The 1,370-nt window shown below is 32.0% G+C and carries 2 protein-coding genes; one reads left to right on the top strand and one right to left on the bottom strand.

What is annotated here, in order from left to right; all coding sequences use genetic code 11:
• Window positions 1-707, bottom strand: a 707-nt coding sequence (locus tag AC1DTM_RS26625) for an MFS transporter (protein ID WP_477001297.1), incomplete at its 3' end; no start/stop codon positions are given.
• A 118-nt stretch (window positions 708-825) separates the two neighbouring features.
• On the opposite strand from AC1DTM_RS26625, the gene AC1DTM_RS26620 reads away from it, so the two are divergent.
• On the top strand, window positions 826-1,370 hold a 545-nt coding region (locus tag AC1DTM_RS26620; protein ID WP_477001296.1), incomplete at its 3' end, for a helix-turn-helix domain-containing protein.

Genomic DNA, 1,370 nt, shown 5'->3' with positions numbered 1-1,370 from the left:
ATTTTCATTAAACCATATATTTCATGCTGTCGTTTTACATATGAAAAACCTTCCTTTACACTCGTCAAAAAATGCTCTTTACTTTCAGCCATTTCTTTTTTATATAAATCAAATACGATAAATAATTGCACAATAACCGCTAAAAAGAATGTAATGCTATTTAGCAGGAAAAACGATTTAATCGAAAAGAAACCAAATACAACTCCGCCAATAATTGGCGCTAAAATATTTGATAAAGATGCTGCCGTCTGGTTCAAAGCACTCGCTTTTTGAATACGCTCCTCATCTACTAAATTAGGAATAGACGAAGTTACTGCAACAGAATAAAAACTTGCACAAATTGATAATAATGCTGCTGAAACATAAATAAACAGAAGTGATGGTCCAAACATAGTAGCCAGAATAAACATAATAAGCATCGTTAAGCTACTTAATAAATCAGTACCAATGACAAGCCATCTTCGGTTCACACGGTCAGCTACAGCACCTGCAATTGGTCCACAGATCATTCTTGGTATTGATCCGCAAATTAGCGTAGTTGCAAATCCCATTCCTGAACCCGTTGTCTTTAATACGTATAATCCCATTGCAAACGTATAAATACCTGCACCTAATAAAGATGTCATTTTCCCAATCATCATTAGCATAATATTTCTCGTTGCAATCTTCATTTTTGAATCATTTTGACCTATACTTACATCCCCCATTATGACACTCTCCCCTTAAAAGTTAAATTGTGTTAAACTTATTATATAATCAACTTTCCAATTTTTACAACAAAAAAGTTTAATTGTATTTAACTTTTTAATTATAAAGGAGCATATGATGGCTACTCTAGGCGAAAAAATTAAAACGTTACGAAAAGAAAAAAAGTTTACTCAAACTGAGCTAGCAGGTTCAGAACTGACAAAAAGTATGCTAAGTCAAATTGAAAATGGAAAAGCTACACCTTCCATGAAAACATTACAATACATCGCTAAAAAACTTGGATGCGAAACGAGTTTTTTACTAGAAGAAGATGATGTAGAAATTGTAGAACTCATTCAAAAAATGGAGCCATTAATAAAGGCAAATAAATGTGATGAAGTATATGAGACTTTACTACCTATCGTTCAAAAAAAGCTACCTTCTACTTTAAATACCGCTCGTTTATATAAACAATTTGTAACAGCTGCGGCAATTATGAAAGATTATAACATTGAATATTACGTTGAAAAGGCTACTTCTATTTTTGAAAAATATACGTTATACCGCGACAGTACGGAAACAAAATTAAAATTATCCTTTACGATATTCACACGTAAAAAGTACGCTGAATGTTTACAACTTATAGATAGTATCCGAAATGACTACGAAGAGAAACATTTAGA

The sequence above is a fragment of the Bacillus sp. P4_D3 genome (genome assembly GCF_056401855.1).
Note: the sequence above shows the minus strand (reverse complement) of the source record. Positions and strands in the feature narration are given on the sequence as shown.